10 protein-coding genes and 6 pseudogenes are annotated in these 17,786 nt (G+C 50.9%); 7 read left to right on the forward strand and 9 right to left on the reverse strand.

Features of this window, described 5'->3' with window-relative positions:
* Nucleotides 1-201: 201 nt before the first annotated feature.
* A complete protein-coding gene (gene tesA / locus ABDK09_00900; GenBank protein XAW88027.1) occupies nt 202-801 on the reverse strand; it encodes a multifunctional acyl-CoA thioesterase I/protease I/lysophospholipase L1 in 600 nt (199 codons plus the stop codon).
* Between tesA and ABDK09_00905 the strand changes: the two are divergent.
* From ABDK09_00905 to ABDK09_00915, 3 genes and pseudogenes are all read left to right on the forward strand, one after another.
* Nucleotides 800-1,478, forward strand: a pseudogene (locus ABDK09_00905) (ABC transporter ATP-binding protein). The gene tesA and the pseudogene ABDK09_00905 overlap by 2 nt on opposite strands.
* Nucleotides 1,475-3,917, forward strand: a pseudogene (locus tag ABDK09_00910) (ABC transporter permease). Before ABDK09_00905 ends, ABDK09_00910 begins: the two co-directional pseudogenes overlap by 4 nt.
* 338 nt (nt 3,918-4,255) lie before the next feature.
* A complete protein-coding gene (locus ABDK09_00915) occupies nt 4,256-5,719 on the forward strand; it encodes an FAD-dependent oxidoreductase (GenBank protein ID XAW88028.1) in 1,464 nt (487 codons plus the stop codon).
* A gap of 181 nt (nt 5,720-5,900) precedes the next feature.
* Here the strand turns inward: ABDK09_00915 and ABDK09_00920 are convergent, their stop codons facing one another.
* From ABDK09_00920 to ABDK09_00930, 3 genes are read right to left on the reverse strand one after another with little or no spacing between them, the layout of a single operon-like run.
* Nucleotides 5,901-6,830 (reverse strand): biotin-dependent carboxyltransferase family protein, encoded by a 930-nt coding sequence (locus ABDK09_00920; GenBank protein ID XAW88029.1) that lies wholly within the window; start codon nt 6,828-6,830, stop codon nt 5,901-5,903.
* Nucleotides 6,827-7,546 (reverse strand): allophanate hydrolase subunit 1, encoded by a 720-nt coding sequence (locus tag ABDK09_00925; GenBank protein ID XAW88030.1) that lies wholly within the window; start codon nt 7,544-7,546, stop codon nt 6,827-6,829. The genes ABDK09_00920 and ABDK09_00925 overlap by 4 nt, the downstream gene beginning before the upstream one ends.
* Before the next feature lie 31 nt (nt 7,547-7,577).
* Nucleotides 7,578-8,312, reverse strand: coding sequence for a 5-oxoprolinase subunit PxpA (locus tag ABDK09_00930; GenBank protein XAW88031.1), 735 nt, complete (start codon nt 8,310-8,312; stop codon nt 7,578-7,580).
* 494 nt (nt 8,313-8,806) lie between these two features.
* Here ABDK09_00930 and galE point away from each other — a divergent pair, with 494 nt between their 5' ends.
* The gene (gene galE / locus ABDK09_00935; GenBank protein XAW88032.1) at nt 8,807-9,823 is read left to right on the forward strand and encodes a UDP-glucose 4-epimerase GalE; all 1,017 of its coding nucleotides are present in this window, start codon (nt 8,807-8,809) and stop codon (nt 9,821-9,823) included.
* 158 nt (nt 9,824-9,981) lie between these two features.
* Here galE and ABDK09_00940 read toward each other — a convergent pair.
* Both ABDK09_00940 and ABDK09_00945 read right to left on the reverse strand, forming a co-directional pair.
* Nucleotides 9,982-11,407 (reverse strand): annotated as a pseudogene (locus tag ABDK09_00940) (methyl-accepting chemotaxis protein).
* 219 nt (nt 11,408-11,626) lie between these two features.
* A pseudogene (locus tag ABDK09_00945) lies at nt 11,627-12,845 on the reverse strand (aromatic amino acid transport family protein).
* A gap of 676 nt (nt 12,846-13,521) precedes the next feature.
* Between ABDK09_00945 and ABDK09_00950 the strand changes: the two are divergent.
* From ABDK09_00950 to ABDK09_00960, 3 genes and pseudogenes are all read left to right on the forward strand, one after another.
* Nucleotides 13,522-14,049, forward strand: a complete 528-nt coding sequence (locus ABDK09_00950) for an ACP phosphodiesterase (protein ID XAW88498.1) — start codon at nt 13,522-13,524, stop codon at nt 14,047-14,049.
* A 12-nt stretch (nt 14,050-14,061) separates the two neighbouring features.
* Nucleotides 14,062-14,229: pseudogene (locus ABDK09_00955) on the forward strand (ACP phosphodiesterase).
* 84 nt (nt 14,230-14,313) lie between these two features.
* Nucleotides 14,314-15,583, forward strand: a pseudogene (locus ABDK09_00960) (DEAD/DEAH box helicase).
* 178 nt (nt 15,584-15,761) lie between these two features.
* Here the strand turns inward: ABDK09_00960 and ABDK09_00965 are convergent.
* The 3 genes from ABDK09_00965 to ABDK09_00975 form a co-directional block, all read right to left on the reverse strand.
* A complete protein-coding gene (locus ABDK09_00965) occupies nt 15,762-16,559 on the reverse strand; it encodes a TetR/AcrR family transcriptional regulator (protein XAW88033.1) in 798 nt (265 codons plus the stop codon).
* 93 nt (nt 16,560-16,652) lie between these two features.
* Nucleotides 16,653-16,910 (reverse strand): cytochrome c, encoded by a 258-nt coding sequence (locus ABDK09_00970; protein XAW88034.1) that lies wholly within the window; start codon nt 16,908-16,910, stop codon nt 16,653-16,655.
* A gap of 301 nt (nt 16,911-17,211) precedes the next feature.
* Nucleotides 17,212-17,727 carry an NUDIX hydrolase gene (locus ABDK09_00975; GenBank protein XAW88035.1) on the reverse strand — a complete coding sequence of 172 codons (516 nt, stop codon included), beginning with the start codon at nt 17,725-17,727 and terminating at the stop codon, nt 17,212-17,214.
* Nucleotides 17,728-17,786 lie beyond the last annotated feature (59 nt).

Consider the following 17,786-nt stretch of genomic DNA (forward strand, 5'->3'; position numbering starts at 1 on the left):
AAACAGGAAGCGGATCAATAAAAGGAAACGGATGAAGTGCAGCCGCCTCCTGTTAGTTCTTAAAGACAATCTTGGTTTAATTTTGACTAAGGGCAACGGCTGTTAAGTTCAACATTTCGCCAAGGGTTCTGTCTCAATTAGCGGGGGGCCGTGAAGCAACGGGCTATCGAAAGTAACAAGCTATCGAAAGTAATAAGCGGTCTAGAGCAACGGAGACAGCTGTTCTGCCATAAAGCCGGCAATCCAGGGCTGTGCTTCAGGTTTAGGATGTAAGCCGTCGTTCATCATCCAGTCCGGCTTGACGATCACTTGTTCGAGGAAAAAAGGGATCAAAGGCACGGATTTCTCATTCGATAACGCAGGATAGAGCTGGGCGATGGCGTTACTGTAGCGCTGACCGTAGTTAGGCGGAATGCGAATCTGCATCAGAATAACCTGGCTGTCGGTGGCTTTGATTTGGTCAATCATAGCTCGCAGGTTGTTCTCCACCACATTCGGGGGAAAGCCGCGCAGGCCGTCATTCGCACCAAGCTCAATCAGCACAGTGTCGGGTTGGTGCTGCTTGAGCAGCGCTGGCAGACGGGCGAGGCCATTGCCTGTGGTATCACCGGAAATGCTGCCGTTAATGACTGAAACACTTTTGCCTTTTTCCTCAAGCGCGCCACCGAGTAGACTGGGCCAGGCTTGCTCAATCGGCATTTGATAGCCCGCGCTCAAACTGTCACCGAGAACCAGTAAGGTTTGACTGTTTGCGCCGGCCGAAAACAGTAGAATCAGAATTAAGGAAAATCGTCGAATCATGCAAACACCTGTCATTTCAGCTCAATCATTATCCAAAGTAGTCTCCACCAATCAGGAGCAATTAACAATCCTTAAAGAGGTGAATCTGCAGATTCATCAGGGAGAAAGTGTCGCCATTGTCGGTACTTCAGGGGCGGGTAAATCGACTCTGATGACTCTGCTTGCTGGTTTAGATACCCCAAGTGAAGGAGAAGTTCACTTACTCGGGCAGGCTCTTTCTGCCCTGGATGACGAAGCGCGGGCCGCGATCCGCAGCGAATCGGTCGGATTTGTTTTTCAAAGTTTTCTGCTTATTCCCAGCCTGACAGCGCTGGAAAATGTCACTTTGCCCTGTCTGCTCAAAGGCGAGGCCGAAGACAAAGAAACGTGCGACCGCATTGCTCGCGTCAGTCGGGCTGGAACATCGCATTCACCATTCGCCTGGTCAGTTATCCGGCGGTGAGCAGCAGCGGGTCGCGCTGGCACGGGCGTTTATGATTGGTCCGCAAGTGCTGTTTGCTGATGAGCCGACCGGTAACCTGGATCAGGAAACCGCTGCGAAGGTGATTGATCTGCTGTTCGATCTTAACAGTGAACATGGCACCACGCTGATCTTGGTGACTCATGACCCGAAACTGGCGGCACGTTGTCAGCGTCGTTTCCATATGCAGGCAGGCATGCTGGAGGAGCGCACATGAATCATGATTCGGCCCCGGCGCTCAATCGCCGGCTCATTCGCTGGAGCCTCAGCGAAATCCGCCATGGTCAGTTGTGGCCGATTTCAGTCGCGCTGACCCTGATCATTGCCTGTGTGTTCGCTCTGACAGCCTTGGCCGGACGAATGGAGCAGGTGGTCGTCAAACAGGGTAAAGATGCCCTCACGGCCGACAGCGTGTTTGTGTCGGCCAATCCGATACCGGACGCCTTAACCCAGCTTACCCAGCAGCAGGGCCTGGCTACTTCAGGCATGACCCGTTTTCGTACCATGGCATTCAGTGACAGCGGTATGCAGCTAATTACAGTGAAAGCGGTGGACAGCCAGTATCCGCTGCGCGGTGAAATGCAGCTGTCAGACGGTGAGCAAACTTATTCATACGTTAAGCCAGGCCAGATTTGGCTTGATGAACGTATTTTCTCTCAGCTTGGCGTTGAGATTGGCGATCAGATTACTGTTGGTGACGCGGATTTTGTTGTCAACGGACGCATTGTTGAAGAACCGGGCCTGAGCTTTAACCCGTTCCAGCAAATGCCATCTGCTTTCATTCACCAGCAGGATGTCGAGCGTACCGGTGCCTTGCAACTAGGCAGTCGGGTCCGCTTCAGCTTATTTATCAATGCGGACTCCCATCAGGTTGAGCAGCTCAAATCTGCCGTCGAGCTCTCACCCAGTGATCGCTGGCTTGATCAGAACAGCGCCAGCCGCACCAATGAGGTGTTTGAACGCACGGAGCAGTATTTGTCACTGACGGTGGCAATTGTGATCATCATGGCTGCTACGACCCTGGTACTGACTTGTCAGCACTATGTCTCAACCCGGGTTCGCACCATTGCCATGCTCAAAAGCCTGGGTGCGAGTAAACACTGGATTCGGCGCTGGTTATCACTGCAGGTGCTGATGCTGCTCGCGTTTGCTTCGGTAATGGGCATAGTGATTGGCATCGGTCTGGAATATCTGCTGCGGGTGCCGCTGGTGGATTTGTTGCCCAATCCGTTACCGGGCTATGGTATTACCCCCGCACTGGTGGCTCTGGTTTCGAGTGTGTTGATTGCGGTACCTGCGTTGGGGATCCCGCTCGGGCACTTGCTCAGTGTCAGCGCGGTCAGTGTGATGCAACCTGCCCAAAAGCAGAGTCGTAAACGCTGGAATATCGCTCTGATTCTGGTGCCCTTAGTACCGATGTTGCTGGTCTACTGGCAAAACCGCCTGGTGTGGATCGTTCTGGCCGGTATTGTGGTGTTGTTTGCCGTTCTTGCGGTGTTGAGTGTCGCGATTACCCGCCTGCTCGCCAGGCTGCCTCTCAATACGTCAATGAAGCTGGCGTTAAGCCGTATTAACCGTTCCGGCACGGCGACAGGGATCCAGTTTGGCGCACTGGCGCTGTCGCTGATGTTGTTGGCGGTAATGTGGCTGGTGCGTACCGATTTGTTGTCAGACTGGCAGCGAACTCTGCCACCGGACGCGCCAAATGCGTTTGCGCTTAACATTGCCGAGTATGAAAAGGATGCTTATCTTGCGACGCTGGATGAAGCCGGGATTGCCCGTTTCGCAGGCGTTTCCAATCATTCGCGGCCGTCTGACCGAAATCAATGGCGTCGATGCCAAATCTCAGGCTCAGGGCGAAGAAGGGTCTGATGCACTGCGTCGTGAGCTTAATTTTACCTGGGGTGACAGCCTGCCAGAGTACAATGAGGTGCTATCCGGTCAGTGGACCAAGACCAATGGCGTCTCGGTTGAAGAGGATGTGGCGCGCGATCTTGGACTTAAGATCGGAGATACCCTGACGTTTGTCATAAACAGTCAGCGGTTTGAAGCTGTGGTTAATACCATTCGCCATGTGGAGTGGCGCGATATGAAGCCCAACTTCTATTTTATCTTCACGCCGGATGTGATGCGCGATATTGCCGGCAGCTGGCTGGTCAGTTTCCGGGTAGAAGCGAAAAACGATCCATTGCTTAATCAGCTGTCGCGCAGTCATCCGACGGTCAGTCTGCTCGATATTCGCTCGATGGGGGCCAAGATCCAGGATTTGCTGACGCAGATCGTCTGGTCGATTACCGTGTTGGCGGCTTTGGGTGTTGTCGCAGGGATCTTATTGATCTTCACGCTATTGCGACTCAGTTTGAGTCAGCGCCAGCAGGAGATTCAGCTCTACCGCACTCTGGGTGCCAGTCGCAAGCGGGTCACACGTACCATTTGGGCAGAATATGGCCTGATGGCGCTGGTTGCCGGCCTGGTTGCCAGCCTCAGCGCTGACGTCGTTGTCGCCAGTGTGATGAAATTTGGCTTTGATCTGACGCCATCGGTGCATTTTATGCTTTGGCTGATGCTTCCGTTTGTCACGTTTTGCACATTGGCGTTGGTGGTCAGCAGCCTGATCAAGCGGCTGTTAATCCCTATAAATAAAGCGTTTAACTAAAACCGAAGTGGCCGAACAGGTGAGTTATCCACAAAAACAGTGGATAAAGTTTGGGATAACTCGACCTGTTAATAACTTGTCGTTTCGTGCCAGCCTTGTGGGGCCGGAGGATCCCGCCAATGCGTTATGCACAAGGGGGTAAAAATTGGTTTTTCGCAATTATCAGTCAAGCATTTTTTTTCATTTTTTTGTCTTGATTTGTTCATGAAGTGATCTAAGCGCCTAAATGCACATACAATTAGAGGTGGTTATGAAAGGCATTGTTTTTGCGAGCTAAGACCGCGTAAAAAATGTGATTTTCATAGCGTTTTACAACCATTAGAATAAGCAGTGAATGAATGACAATCGGCAGTGAAATGTTACAAGTATCCGAAAATTGTGTGTCACCCAGCGTTGCCATTATCGGTGGTGGTGTTGCGGGGGCTACCGCAGCAGTACATATGAGCGAGTTAGGGCTTGATGTATTGCTGATGGAAAAAGGTCCGGGGCTGGTCAACGGTCCGCCTATCTGTCACTTACATGCAGGTGGCAACCTGTATCGCGAGATCTCTTTGCAGCAGTGTATCGAGCTGTTGCGTCAGTCTATTGATACCGTGCGCCTTTATCCGCATACGCTCAATAAACGCCCGACAGTGATCGCCGTGCCGCACTCTGATCCAGGCGTGCCGGATGATATCCTGCCGCGCCTGGGAGTGATTCAACGCGCTTATCAACAGCTGGTGGATGAAGACGCCCGCAACCAGGTATTAGGTTCTCCTGCCGATTACTACCAGACATTTGTGCGTGAAGATCTTGAACGCCTTGCCAAGCTGACTCAACCGGAGCATCCGGGTTCAATTGAAGAGTGGCTGATCCCATTTGCTCAGCACACCGACCTGGATACGCTTAAGTATCCGGTGATCGCGGTGCAGGAGTATGGCTGGAGTGTCTTTCGTCTTGCTGCCAGTGCTGAACTGGTGCTCGAGACGCTGCCAAACTGCCGGGTACTGACCCGTTCAACTTTGGTAGCGTGCGATTTTGTCGACGATCAATGGCAGTTGACCTATCTGGATGAACAGGGGATAACCCGCTATGCGGCCTGTGATTACCTGGTTAATGCCTGTGGTTTCGAAACCGGCAAACTGGACGATATGGCGCGTCAGCAGCGTCAGCGTCTGGTTGAGTTTAAGGCTGCTTATGTCACTCAGTGGCCGCAATGTCAGCAGGCCTGGCCGGAAGTCATCTTCCATGGCCCTCGTGGTACGCCGCAGGGGATGGCCCAGTTGACTCCATACGCCGATGGTGTGTTCCAGTTGCATGGCATGACTCAGGGCATTACTTTGTTCGATGACGGCCTGGTTGCCTCAAACGGAAACTCTTCACAGCCAGAGTTACCTCAACATCTGGAAAACAAAATTACCCTTGGCTGGCAGCCGGAAGCGACTCAGGAACGTACTCAGCGTGCGATTGTGCATATGAGTCAGTTTGTCCCTGACTTCGCTCGTGCGGAAGTCGGCGGTAAGCCTCTGTTTGGCGCGCAGCAAATTCCGGGTGATGATGCCACACTGCGTGCGGCGGATGTGACTTTTGCCGGTCAGCATTATGCGCGTATCGAGGTCGTCAAAGGTTCTTCCGCGTTAGAAGCGGCAGAGAAAATTGTCGCGACCTGGAATCTAGTCAAGGCAAATCAGACCGGATCGATTGAAGATCTGCATCCGGTCAGCATGAGACTGACGGCTGAGCAGGTTGAACTCAAAGCGTTGCAACTGGCCGATGAACGCGGCTATCCGCGCGCGTTAGCCAAGGTGGTTGGCAGCGCATAATGCAGCAGCCCAGATACAATGGGCTAGCGCCACTTAATGCGAGGAAGAACTTGTTTTAAATGCGGTGAGTCTAAGAATGCTTTGAGCTTAAGAATAATACATTAGTGAGAAAGCCCTGCTGAGCAGGGCTTTTCTTTATCTGACAGCGCTTAATGATGCGCAATTAAGGTCAACGCCTTGCTCAATAACCAAAAAAGCGCGCCCACTGACACCACACTTCCTGCAAACCTTCCAAATCACCTTTGACAAAGCGTACGCTCTGGCCGGGTTTGGCCTGAGCCAGGCGCGGCAAGTCGATTTTCGCGACACAACCGATTTTGGGATAACCGCCGATGGTCTGACGATCGTTGAGTAATACTATCGGTTGTCCGTCCGGCGGGAGTTGCACCGAGCCCAGCGCGATGCCTTCCGATAAAATCGGCTCCGATGGCGGATTGACCGCAGGTCCGGTGAGACGATAACCCATACGATCGGCGTGCTGGCTGACCGTAAAGGTACGGGTGAAAAAGGTATGGCGTGCCACATCACTAAAGGCTTCATTCTGGTAGCTCTCGATCACACGCAGGCGCAGTGGCAGATTGTAATCCGGTTTGAGACGAAACGTCATCTGCAGCGGTTTGTTATCCAGCGTGTGGGAGTCGAAATGCAGTCTATCGCCTACCTGCAGTGGCTGGCCATTGTGATGCAATCCACCTAATCCCTCTTTGGCGACGGTAGCAACGCTGCCTAGGTGAGGCCGGACATTAAAACCGCCGCGTACCGCCAGGTAAGCGCGCAGGCCGTTTTTCGGTAAGGCAAACTTGATACGCTGACCTTTATGCGCGCTGAACGTACACCAGTTAGTCAGGGGTGCGCCATCCAGTGTGGCGGCCAGATCGCCGCCTGTGATGGCGAGCTGGCAATCATGCTCTACCTCAAATTCCGCCTGCCCCAAGGTAATTTCCAATACGGGCACGTTGGCCGGATTACCAAGCAGGTGATTGGCCCAGCTATAGGCATAATCATCCACCGGACCTGATTGCGTGATGCCGAGATGACTCAGACCAAAGCGACCGAAATCCTGGATCAGGCTGAGCTGGCCGGGTTTAATTGCTGTGATGAAACCGCTCATGATGTGCGTCCCCACTGAAATTGTGCCGGGCTAATTTCTCCTCCCAGATCGAGAAACTCTTCGCGGCTGATGGCGCGAAATTTGACCCGGGTTCCTATTTCCCAAAGCACCATAGGTGAGTGGTCGGGTGTAAACAGCGGTTGCGGACAGTTGCCTATGATGTTCCAGCCACCGGGGGAGGCATTAGGGTAGACCGCGGTCTGATGTTCAGCGATGGCAACACTGCCTTTGGGTAAGCTGAGACGAGGTGAGGAATGGCGCGCGCGGCGCAGAGGCGTTGCGACTTCGGTCATAAAGGCAAAACCAGGCGCAAAGCCAATCGCACCCACGGTATAAGTGGGTTCGGTATGCAGGGCAATCACTTGATCGACATCCAGCCCCTGCTGCTGATAAAGGGCAAGATCGGGGCCGACGTCCGGATGATAGTAAACGGGCAGCTCGACTATTTCTGCGGTGCTCTTCTCCTGGCTAACCGCTTTATCGATGCAGACAATTACTCTTTTTAAAAAGTGTTTGCTGGAGATACGGTAGGGCAGGTAGTCGATTAAGATGGTTGTGTAAGATGGGGTGACATTCATGATGTAATCACCCAATGCCAAACGGATTCGTCTGGCGATGTCGCCGATAATCAGCGAAAGCGCGGCAATGGATTCGTTATCAAAACGAATCAGCAGACTGCTTTCGGCGACCGGCTCGATCGAATAATTGAGTTGCAATTGAAAATCCTTTTTCGTTTGATGGCCCGGTCTATAACAGATCCCGAACCCTGGCAATCAAGGCAATGGCCTCATCGTTATCGCCATGCACACATATGGTGTCTGCTTCAATCGGAATGACAAAACCGTCCGCGCTGGTCACTTTGCCGTAATGGGCGATTTGCTGCACCTGACCGAGAATGTCATCTTCATTTTTTAGTACGGCATTAGCCATTGAGCGCGGAGTCAGGGTCCCGTTTGCTAAATAAGTCCGGTCTGCAAAGGCTTCAAACAGCAGAGGGACGTCGTAGCGGTCTGCAATATCCAGATAGTCCTGGTTATTGGATGAAGCCAAGATCATCAGCGGCAGATTGAAGCAGGACACGGCATCGACTACGGCGCGGAAAATGCTTTGGTCGCGCATCATGTCGTTGTATAGCGCGCCATGTGGTTTGACATAACCAAGCTCGGCATTTTTGCTTTCACACAGGGCTTTTAAAGCGCCGATTTGGTAGATCAGCAGTTCACAGATTTCTTCTTCATTAAAGGCCATGGAACGTCGCCCGAAGCCTTGCAAATCCGGGTAGCCGGGATGGGCCCCAATCATTACATCGTGCTGCAAGGCCAGGTCGATGGTTTTGCTCATTACATGCGGGTCTGAGGCGTGAAAACCGCAGGCAATATTGGCCATATCCACATAAGGCATTACCTGGTCATCGGCCCCCATAGTCCAGGCTCCGAAGCTCTCGCCCATATCGCAATTGAGTTTGATTGTTCGTTTAGTCACCGGCTTACTGTCCTTGAGGGTTAAAGGATGAATCTTACAGCGTAAAGCGTCATACGCTTTACTCGTTTTATGCTTGCTGTCTTTGCTTGTTCACAGTTTGTGCATACTCTTTTTTATGCGCCACATAAACAGCTTAGGCAATTTTGCCTGTAGTGATGCAGCCTTGGCGGAGTTTTTGCCTGCCGATGGCTGGCTCAGCATCTGAGGCTAAAAGAGTAATGATTCTAGTGTGCTGTTTCTTCGGGCTTTGTCTACATTTTTTTAGTCAAGAGCAGCAACATTGAATGCATATTGGATTGACGCACCGCGGGGCAGTTTCCTCCGGCGGCCAAAAAACAGTGCTGCCAAATCAGCTAAATAACATCATAGCGCTGATTGCCAGGGGTGTCAGACTTTGGCCTGACTTGCCTCGCTTTGGGTAAAAATCGAAGATTGTTGAATGATCTCAGTAATTAATGTCGCTACAATATGTGCAAACGCAAAGGAGGCTAGTCATGAAGGTTTTAGTAACAGGCGGGATGGGGTACATAGGCAGCCACACCTGTATTCAGATGATAGAAGCGGGAATGACGCCGGTTATTCTCGACAACCTGTACAACAGTAAATCGAGCGTACTGGCACGAATTGAAAAAGTGACCGGTGTGCAGCCGCAGTTTGTACAAGGCGACATTCGCGACAAAGCGTTGCTGGTCGAACTGATGCAACACCACCAGATTGAGTCAGTGATTCACTTTGCCGGATTGAAAGCGGTGGGTGAATCGGTACAAAAGCCGTTGGAATACTACGATAATAACGTTAACGGCACTCTGGTTCTGGTTGATGCAATGCGTGAAGCCGGAGTGAAATCTTTGGTCTTCAGCTCTTCTGCTACCGTGTATGGCGATCCGGCCAGTGTCCCGATCACGGAAGATTTCCCGACCAGCGCGACCAACCCTTATGGGCGCAGTAAATTGATGGTGGAAGAGTGTCTGACGGATTTCCAGGCTGCGAACCCGGACTGGAGCATTACTCTGCTGCGTTACTTTAACCCGGTCGGATCTCATCCGTCAGGTGAGCTGGGTGAAGACCCGCAAGGTATTCCCAACAATCTGATGCCATTTGTCTCCCAGGTTGCCGTCGGACGCCGTGAATTCTTGTCGGTATTCGGCAGCGATTACCCAACCAAAGACGGTACCGGTGTACGTGACTATATCCATGTGATGGATTTGGCTGACGGACATATCGCCGCGTTGCAACGGGTTGGCGCCAAAGCCGGTCTGCATATTTATAATCTGGGCACTGGTAATGGTTACAGTGTGCTGGAAATGGTGAAAGCCTTTGAACAGGCATCGCAAAAGCCGGTTCCTTATCAATTGGTTGCACGTCGCCCGGGTGATATCGCGGAGTGTTGGGCCGATTCAACCAAAGCGCAGCAGGAATTGGGCTGGCAGGCTAAACGTAGCCTGGAAGAGATGACCACTGACACCTGGCGCTGGCAGTCAGCGAACCCTCAGGGCTATCCGGACGCATAATCTGGTGCTTTTATCCGAGCGGTAATAAAAAAGCCGGTCAGTTCACTGAACTGACCGGCTTTTTGGTCAGATTGTGTCAAAGGTAAGCAGAGGTGTAGCTTATGGGTCAGCCATTACCGATTGAGCCTGTCATTAGCGATCCATTCGCAGCATGCTCATCAGTTGGTGTGATAACGCGCCAGAATTTTACTCAGGTTTTCGGTCGCCTGAGCGATGCTGGCAATACCGGCAGACGACTGTTGCGCTACGTTGCGGATCGCGTTGGACTGGCTGCGGATATCACTCAGTTTCCGCGGCGATGCCATTGGCAACCGAACTCTGCTCTTCAGCCGACGTCGAGATTTGAATACTCATATCATTAATGCGTTGGGCAGATTCCGCAATCTGGTTGATATCCTGACCGATATCTGCGACCAGATCACTGCTGCTTTGTGCTTGAGAGACGGTTTGCTGCGTCATATCAGCGATGTTTCTGCTCTCAGTTTGCAGTTTTTCTATCATCGACTGAATTTCAACCGTTGCTTTTTGCGTGCGCCCTGCCAGCGTGCGGACTTCGTCTGCAACTACGGCAAAGCCTCGTCCCTGCTCACCGGCACGAGCGGCTTCAATTGCCGCATTCAGCGCCAGCAGGTTGGTTTGTTCTGAAATCGCATTAATCGCAGTGATGACTTCGTTAATCTGAATCGCGTTTTCGTTCAGTGTGGTTACTGAAGAGGAAGTCTGCGAAATGAAACGTGATAGTTGGTTAATTTCATTAATGGCCTGCTCGATACGTTGACGGCTGTTATCCACCTGCAATGCATCTTGCTCAGCCTGTTGTGTCGCTTGCTGTGAAATTCCCGACACCTCCTGAGCAGAAGCGGTCATTTCTTCCATCGCCGTGGCAGCAGAATCGAGAGAAGCGTATTGCCGGTGGATCTGGGATTCACTCTCTTTCATTTCACGGGCAAAAGCAGTTGAGCTTTCACGCAGAGTGGCTGAGTTGCCTTTTACCGTTACCACCAGATCGGTCAGGGTATCCATCGCGTTATCGAGTGCGCAGCCGATGGTGCCGAATTCATCACGTCCCGGATGAAAGCCTAGGCGGGAAGTCAAATCACCGTCCGCAATCTTAAGCGTGGTGGTGTAGAGCACCCAAAGCGCCCCGCCGATAAACGTCGCCACCCAATAAGTAAATACCGCAAACGGGATGGCCCACAGATAAGTCAGAGTAAAAGAGGTCAGTGCAGCAGAGCGGGTTGCCGCTTCCTGAGCAGAAAAGTCTTCTGACAACGCGAAAATATGGCCATTTTGAGTTTGCGCCGTCGCGGTCACTTGGCCCTTTAAGTATGAGGTCGGGGACATTGTATTGCGGCTTTGTAAACCCGGCAGTGTGTTCAGGTCACCGTGACTCAGCATACCCTGCAATTTATATTCAACCGCCTGTTTTGATTGGATTTCGAATTGGCTGAGAGTGTCAAAATAACGCAGAGCGGCCAGGCTTGATATGGCAGCGATAAACAGGGCAAAGATGACCCACATTTTGTCGTTGATGGACATCTTGATAAACACGCGGTCAATCGTCCTGAATTGAACTTCTTTCATGGTGACTCCGATGCAGATGAAAGTACGCTTAAAGTCTGCACATCGTACCTCTTAACTTGCTCTTCATTGCATAAATTTATGCAACGTATGTTATTGAATTGTCATAATTGAGACTTTTGTCATATTTATTGGCGTATGAAAAAAGGGTGACCTATTCAGGCCACCCTTTGTGGTGTTTTGCATCGATCAAAGTGAGCGATAATCAATGTGTGAAATGGTTTAGCCGAGTGCAGGCAAGATTCCGAAGGTAACCATCAGCTGCGCACCAATGATCACGATGCCGACGATGCCTGTCAGCATCAGAGCCGGAGTGCCACCCATGACCTGGTAGTATTCTTGATCTGAGGTTTGACGGCGAACGCGAACGACCATGCTCAGTGGCAGGAAAATCGCCAGTACTGCCAGTGCGATAGCTGCGTAACCCAGAGCCATGATAAAACCCTGCGGGTAGAAACAGCGCGAACATCAGCGGTGGAATAAAGGTGATCAGAGCGGCAGTGACGCGCTTGGTCGTGCCGCTCTTGTGCGCACTTTTCTTATTGATGGTGTCGCCCATGAATTCAAACAGGCCCAGACTCACACCAAGGAAAGAAGTCAGCAGAGCCAGATCAGCAAATACCCCGATAACGTTGCTCAGATTCGATTGATGAACAGTCTGTGCCAGAGTACCAATCAGCGCTGTCAGGCCTGCGTTTTCGACCAAATCAGGCTGGCTGACCACACCCAAAGTCACGATTTGCCAGAAGACATAAATGATCAGAGGAATGGCTGAACCAATCACGATCGCTTTGCGCAGTGATGGCGTGTGACCATCAAGGTAGTTCACGATGGCGGGAATACTGCCGTGAAAACCGAATGAGGTGAAAATGACCGGAATTGACGCGATCACCAGACCTTGGCCCAGAGGCATACTCAGCAGGTAAGATTCCGAAACATTCGGAGCCAGAAAGCTCAGTACCATCACCATAGCGATCATTTTACCGGCAAACAGCAGGCGGTTCACTTTGTCGACCGTGCCTGTGCCAATAGTTACAACGGCTGCAACAATCACAGTAAACAGCAACGTACCTGTCGTGCCGTTAACCTGGATACCGGCCAGCTCTGAAATACGGCTGGTAAACTGCGCGCCGCCTCCGGCAATGTATGCTGCGCAAAGTGCGTAGAAAAGGAACAGCATAGCGAAAGTGGCGATCCATTTACCTTTGGTCCCGAGGATCTGTTTGGCCAGGGTGTGAAGCGTGGCACTTTTATCCGCATATTGGTGAATTTCCACCATCAGCAATGCGGTAAACGCCATCAGGGCCCATAGGGCGAACATGATCATCAGAGAGGTCGAAAAACCGATTCCTGCCGATGCCAGCGGCAGAGCCAGCATACCGGCGCCAATCGTGGTACCGGCGATAATCAAAGTACTGCCAAAAAGCTTTGATTTCATCATAGTGTAAATATTCTTATACAATTGTTGTGGTTGCATAGTGCATTGTGCGAATAATGAACGGTAATAACTGCCATATTCGCTGGATTTTGGCTATTTTGTAGCAGGACTAAGGTTTGGTCAATGCGTTTGTAAAAATAAAAATCCAAATCCGTAAATTATTTAGTACAGTTGATTGGGGCCAAGATAATGAGCGGTGAAAGAGTGGAGTGTGCGGGCAACCTATGATAAACATCATACTTTACTGCAAAATGACTTCCGGTTTTCATTAGGTCGTCATATAAACGGTATAACAAGGAATCTGGTCGCCCAGGGTGGGCAGGCCTGAACAAAAAGAAGGAGGTCAACAATGAGTGACCAATCAACCCAGCAAGAAGAGAGTCTGGAGCTGCTCGATGCTCTGGAGATCGGCTTTGCGCTGACAGACTATAATGACGGCGAACGTCTCGCTGAAGAGTCGCAATAGCGACTGATTTGATCGTCGTTACTGTTTTCTTAGCAGAAGTGCTTTCTCAGATGAATGGTGCTTTCTCAGATGAGTAGTGCCTTCACTGATGAACAGTGCCTGCGCAGTTAAACAGCGCTCTCTCACACCGAGTGAAATAAGCATGAACGACGACACTGTCAGCCAACCTGCTCAACGATAAGCCGGCACACGTTGCTGGCTTTATGGGATACCATGAACTACCTCGCTCACTTACATATTGCCGATCACTGTCAAAGTAGTCTGTTGGGTAACCTGCTGGGCGATTTTGTGAAAGGTGATCCCGACAGCCAATATGTGGCTCCCATCGCCAGCGGGATTCGTCTGCACCGGCTGGTGGATGCCTATACTGACAGTCATCCTGTTATACAACATGCCAAACAGTGCTTTAGTGCTGATACCCGTCGTTTCGCACCCATTGCGCTTGATATGTTCTGGGATCACTGTCTGGCTAGTCAGTGGGACCACTATCATGACCTGAGTTTATCGCGCTTTGTGCGTCAGGCGCATCAGCGTGTGACCCAAGAGCAAGTCATTACAATTGCTGAAGCCACCGAGTTTTCTGAAGACGCTCAGTTTTCTGAAGACACAAAGTTTTCTGAAGCCTGCGCGTTTTCTGAAGCCTCCACGGTTTCTGCAACCAACATGTCTCCTCAGCCTATTGCACTGCCGGAGCGTTTTAACCGCGTGTCTGGTGCGATGTGGCAGGGCGGCTGGCTTTAATCTTACGCTGAGCTCAGCAATATCGAATTTGCTCTGCAGCGTATGTCGCAACGCAGTGTGCGCATGGGCAAGCTGGCTTACTGCTTTGATGGTCTAAGCCGCCATTACTCCCGCTTAACCGAGCTGTTTGCCGTCCTGTATCCGGATGTATTAGAGAAAGCCAAACGCTCTGAGCTCTGATACAATTCGCGCCCATTCAACACATTCACATCCGTTTATGTCTCTGTGTGAGATAAGCCGGTTCATTGTTTAAGAGATTCTGACATGTCCGAAACGACTTCGACCTTTGTTTCTTTAGGTATTGCCCCACATCTGGCGCAACAGCTCGATAAGCTGGGGATAAAAACACCGACTGAAATTCAGGCCCAAGCCATACCGCCGGTATTAAATGGCCAGGATGTATTAGCCGGAGCACAAACCGGAACGGGTAAAACGGCCGCATTTGGTTTGCCTGTCATTCAGCGTTTCGCCAATCAGCCGATAGCACGCGAAGCCAACTCGAAAGACATTCGGGCATTAGTTTCTGGTTCCGACCCGTGAACTGGCGCAGCAGGTATTTGATAATCTGACGGCCTATGCCGCTGGCAGCGAGCTGAAAATTGTCACCGCGTACGGCGGAACCAGTATGAAAGTCCAGGTCCAGAACCTTAAAGGCGGGGCAGATATTCTGATTGCCACGCCGGGACGTTTACTCGACCATGCCCATGTGAAAACACTTTATCTGGGGAACACGGAAGTATTAGTGCTTGATGAAGCGGATCGTATGCTTGATATGGGCTTTATGCCCGATATTCAGCGTGTGCTGCGTAAGCTGCCACGCGAGCGTCAGACACTGTTTTTCTCGGCAACGTTCGACAGCAAGATCAAAGCAGTGGCTTATCGCATGATGCAGACACCGGCCGAATTACAGGTGACTCCGACAAACTCAACCGCTGAAACGGTGCAGCAGATTGTGTATCCGGTCGATAAAAGGCGCAAACGTGAATTGCTGGCTTACCTCATCGGCTCACGTAACTGGCAACAAGTACTGGTGTTTACCCGCACCCGGCAGGGCAGTGACGATCTGGCCAAAGAGCTTAAACTCGATGGTATCAAAGCGGCATCAATTAACGGCGATAAGAGTCAGGGCGCCCGACAGAAAGCGCTGGATGACTTTAAATCCGGCAAGGTGCGTGCGCTGATCGCGACGGATGTTGCGGCGCGCGGTATTGATATTGTCGAGCTGGAACAAGTGGTCAACTTTGATATGCCATTTAAAGCCGAAGATTATGTGCACCGTATCGGTCGCACCGGCCGGGCCGGCAAAAGTGGTTTTGCGGTTTCACTGATGAGTCCGGATGAGGAGCCATTGCTGGAAGCGATTGAACGTCTGCTTGACCAGCGTCTGCCACAAGAGTGGCTGCAAGGGTATGAACCTTCTCTGGAGGTGCCAATGGATGAAAGCCAGGCCCCGCGCCGTAAAGGCCGCTCTGCTGATAAGCGTAAGATGAAAGCCAAGCTGAAAATCCACGCCAACCGCGGTAAGAAAAAATAGTGCTGTGGTCAGGTTTAGCGGGAATCTAAATCAGGCGCTAAAAAGTTAAATAATATCAAAGAATAAGTAATTATAAGGGGCTGGATATACAGCCCCTTATTTGATCCGGATAAGTTGTTTGTTTACTGCATTATTTAGCAAGGCTTAAGTGGATAAGGCTTCGCTGACCTGATAACACTTATGTGTCTGATACCGATGCCGGACACGGCAAGCTTTCTTCTTCGTTGTTTTTGTTCTCGTCCTGACTGCACAGGCTTATACACTGTTTTTCCCAGTCATAATCATGCGGGAGAAGCAGCTCTTTGACCGACTTCGGCTTTAAAACGGCGGCTTCAGGCACATGGAATTTCTGTGCCATCATCTGGTTGAACAGTTGCCAGTGACGCAGCAGGCATTCGTCGACATCATCGGTTTCATCGGACCAGGTATCTTTGAGCAGTGGCGTCATGCTGGCTGCACTGTGGGCAAACATGATCAGATGCCATTTCGTTTCCCAGATATTAACCGGCGTTTCAGGATATTGCTCATTGTATTGATCGGCGAGCGCTTCGGTTAATGCTTCTAGTTCACCTGCATTATCAATGAAATAGTCGACCAAGGCATTTTCCTGGCGTGCGGCGTCAGCAATCAGCTGAATCGGCTGTTTGATGATCAGGGCGTGAGCCAGAATGCGAATCAGGAAACAGTAAAGCTTGATATTGGCTGGTGTATCTTCAGGGATGTGGGCAATCACCGTTCGAATATAGGACTGCATATACAGATGCAGGCCGTCACTGATGCTGTGCCAGATTTTTTCTTTACTGCCGAAATGGTGGCGAATCAGGCTATGCGATACACCCGCTTTTTCACTGATGTGACGCAGCGAAACCCGGGCATAACCCAGCTCGCAGAACATCTCTGCGGCTACTTTGAGAATATGGTATCGGGTCTTTTGTGCATCCTGGGCGCTGCGTCGCCCCTGTCTTTTTTCAGTCATTATATTCATTGTCCGTCTGGTCGGCCGATGTTGTACCAGATCTGATCCGGAGTTTCACGGAAAAAAGTACGGTCTTAGGGACTGTTTGGCTATTTATTCACCCTGTGAAGCATAATAAGCAGAAATGTCATGTAAGTCGTTATCATTTAGTCTTTGCAACTGGATTTGCATCATCTTAGCCATAGGGCCACTGCGCTCACCCTTTTGATACGCCTGCATGGCGTTGAAAAGATAAAGTTCATCCTGACCTTTCAGGTTAGGGTAGCGTTCCTGCGGCGCTATGCCATCCCTGCCGTGGCAAAATGGGCAACTGGGTATCTTTTGTTGTCCGAGAAACGGGATCGCCGTCATATGCAAATGCGGTAAAAGTGATAAGGGACATACTAATGAAAAGTAGTAAACGCATGGTTAGCTCTCAGTAAAATAGTCTCTCAAGGCTAAGCTTTGCCCTTGGGGGAAGCTCAAGATTATTTTCGAGAAATAGGGCTCTGAGAATGTTGCTATCATCTGATAGCGTAGAAGCAAAGTCGTGAGGTGCTTTTCTCAGAAGTAGAGAATAATTCAACAAAACGTTTAGACGAATTTATTTGAACGGCGCCTAATTTTCGTTACGTGAATAATTTTTTGGGTAAATAATGACTTAACCGCAGAATTACAAATAGCCGCACAGCCGGGCCTTACTCAGGCAGGCGATGGTTTTGCTGTCGGTGATGTCACCTTTGATAATCTTCTGTTCCAGCTCCTGCACCGACAGCTCGACCACTTCGATGACTTCATCCTCATCGCAGCCCAGTCGATTGGTTTTACTTAGCTGTTTCGCCACGTACAAATACTGGATTTCATCGCAAAAACCGGCCAGTGGAGTCACGGACCCAAGTTCAATCATGTCGTTTGCGCTGTAGCCGGTTTCTTCTTCTAGCTCTCGATGCGCACAGGTCAGTGAGCATTCACCGCGCTCCATGGTTCCGGCCGGCAGCTCAAGCAACCATTTTTTCAGGGACGGACGAAACTGATGTACCAGGACGACTTTGTTTTGGTCTGTGACGGGCAAAATTACCGCTGCGCCGGGATGTTCGATGGTGGTGTGGGTAATCGTGTGTCCGTTGGGTAGCTGCACCTCTTCTTCGATCAGTGCAATGGTTTTCCAGCTGTGTATGGTTTTGCTCATGCAGGGTACTTCTGTCCGGTAGTCGCGATCCAGAGGTTATCTCTGGCTTAGCATTCACC

The sequence above is a fragment of the Vibrio sp. CDRSL-10 TSBA genome (assembly GCA_039696685.1).
Taxonomy (GTDB): domain Bacteria; phylum Pseudomonadota; class Gammaproteobacteria; order Enterobacterales; family Vibrionaceae; genus Vibrio.